3 protein-coding genes are annotated in these 2,097 nt (G+C 32.1%); 2 read left to right on the top strand and 1 reads right to left on the bottom strand.

All coding sequences use genetic code 11. From position 1 onward, the window contains the following. Window positions 1-357 precede the first annotated feature (357 nt). The gene (locus WFK35_RS22470; RefSeq protein ID WP_336688772.1) at window positions 358-939 is read left to right on the top strand and encodes a hypothetical protein; all 582 of its coding nucleotides are present in this window, start codon (window positions 358-360) and stop codon (window positions 937-939) included. A 437-nt stretch (window positions 940-1,376) separates the two neighbouring features. Beyond that, window positions 1,377-1,583 carry a DUF2945 domain-containing protein gene (locus WFK35_RS22465; RefSeq protein WP_336734837.1) on the top strand — a complete coding sequence of 69 codons (207 nt, stop codon included), beginning with the start codon at window positions 1,377-1,379 and terminating at the stop codon, window positions 1,581-1,583. 41 nt (window positions 1,584-1,624) lie between these two features. On the opposite strand, the gene WFK35_RS22460 is transcribed toward WFK35_RS22465, so the two are convergent. Then, window positions 1,625-2,035, bottom strand: a complete 411-nt coding sequence (locus WFK35_RS22460; RefSeq protein ID WP_336734835.1) for a hypothetical protein — start codon at window positions 2,033-2,035, stop codon at window positions 1,625-1,627. Between the last annotated feature and the right edge of the window lie 62 nt (window positions 2,036-2,097).

Here is a 2,097-nt window from a genome sequence, read left to right as displayed (position 1 = left end):
TGTTCTGCCAGTTTTACAGCGACATTATTCTGTTTTCCTTTTTCTATGCATTGATGCAAAGTAAGCTGCTGGCAGAATAATTTTGTGGTACATAATAAAGTAAAAGCAATAATCTTATGATTCATAGCCTTAAAATGTGATTTTAGTATCGTGTGTTGTTCCCTTAAAGATATTAAAAATATATAAGAATTTGGGGGAATCATTGTAAAAAATGACTTTCATAAAAAGTTTAAAAACATCATTTTAACAATAATGAACCACTTACGTTATAAAATTGTTAATTTTTATTAAATAAATTTAAAATGTATTTGTTTAAACTGAGAAATTATATTTATTTTAGTGCTTTAAAAATTTCTCATGAAAAGATATAATTTATTAATTGTACTATTATTACTTATTTTTAACATTACTACCGCTCAAAAGAAAGGTTCTCCGGCAGCAGATTTCAGCGCAGTAGGCGAAGCTAAAAACAAAATCGAAAATACAGTTCCTTTAGTTATTAAACATTTAAAAGAGGTCAGTGAAAAAGAAAACAATCCGAACATTCTTTCTAACGGCAAAACTGCTCTGGCAAAAGAATACGGAAAAGTAGAGCTTGAATGGAAACTGTACAGAGGAAATATGAACAACTGCATTCTGAACAATTCTTCCAAAAAAGCGAAAAAGTGCATGGAATATCACAATAATATGTTCAGAGGCACTTTAATTAACTACAACAACTACATCACTAATCTTACAAGAAAGAACGGATATCTTGGAGTGGACGGTGATACAAAATTTGAATTTAACCCTTCTGAAATCACCACAAAACTAAGCGAGTCTTTCTTTAACGGAAATGATGCAGCTAACAGAATGCAAGGAAACCAGAAGAAAGATTTTATCGGGCAGACAATGGCTGATGATAATGCTCTTAAGCCTTTCAATCAGTTAGCGCAATAATTTATTTTTTTAATTAAATGATACAAGATCCTGCTTTTTTAAGCGGGATTTTTTGTTTATAAATCTACAATTCAAAGTTTTAGTTTCGGAGGTAAGTTTTAATTTAACACATAAGTCACATTAGTTTTATTTGATCGACATACAGCATAGAAGAACACATTAGTTTTGAAAGCTCTGACTTTTATTCATTTTAAAATTTGAGATATTTTAATTTAACACATAAGTCACATAAGTTTTATTTGATCGGCATACAGCATAGAAGAACACATTAGTTTTTGAAAATCCTTTGATTTTCTCTTATGTGATCTTTATTCTAAATAACTCAGAACACTTATATGCCTTATGTGATTTAAATAAGCGCAGCCAAATCTTCCTCGTATAAACTTTAAAATATGGCACAAAAACTGAATGGTACATCACAACCAAATCAAAACAAAATGAGCACATTAAAAAAAGGAGACATGGTGAGATGGAATTCCAGCAACGGAGAAACTCACGGAAAGATTACAAAAATTCATAAAAAAGACTTTGTATTCATGGATAAGCAAAGGAGAGCTACAGAGGATGAGCCACAATATGAAGTCATGAGCGAAAAAACAGGAAAATCAGCCGTTCACAAAGGTTCTTCCCTGAAAAAAATGTAAAAAATGCCACAGTTTTCTGTGGCAAATTTTCGCAGAAAAAATTATTTAATTTTATCGTAAATAAATTTAGTAACAATAGCTCCGAAAAGATAATAAGCCACCGTCATTACTTTCTTTTGAGTATTTTCAGCGACAGGATTTTCATCCAGACCCATCTTTTGCGGAAGCGTAATGGCTCCGATTCCCATTGCCAATCCTGAAGCGATATTAAACCCTGTAGTAGCAGTAGTTGCATAATACATTCCGTTGCCGATAATATCTCCGGCTAAGGTTGCAGCATACAGCTTATCATGATCTGTAATTTCGGCATCAGCTTTCGCCAAAGTTTTATTTAAAGCTTCTTCTCCCACTTTATTAATTTCGGGGACATTATCAAAATTTTTCCTGATGGTTTCGTGCAGAAGGTTCAATGCGATTGCTTCGCCCAAACCTGCGAGAATTTTTTTATACATAATATAATGATTTAAGTGTATCACAATACCTGCACAAATTAAGCCACAAAAGCATTTACCGG

Source organism: Chryseobacterium sp. VD8 (assembly GCF_037149975.1).
GTDB classification, from domain to species: domain Bacteria; phylum Bacteroidota; class Bacteroidia; order Flavobacteriales; family Weeksellaceae; genus Chryseobacterium; species Chryseobacterium indicum.
The sequence above is the reverse complement of the archived record's forward strand: the minus strand, read 5'-3'. Positions and strand labels throughout refer to the sequence as shown.

What these genes read in the sequence shown, in the direction of transcription:
- WFK35_RS22460 (WP_336734835.1), bottom strand. Translation starts at nt 2,035, where the DNA reads ATGTATAAAAAAATTCTCGCAGGTTTGGGCGAAGCAATCGCATTGAAC.
- WFK35_RS22470 (WP_336688772.1), top strand. Translation starts at nt 358, where the DNA reads ATGAAAAGATATAATTTATTAATTGTACTATTATTACTTATTTTTAAC.
- WFK35_RS22465 (WP_336734837.1), top strand. Translation starts at nt 1,377, where the DNA reads ATGAGCACATTAAAAAAAGGAGACATGGTGAGATGGAATTCCAGCAAC.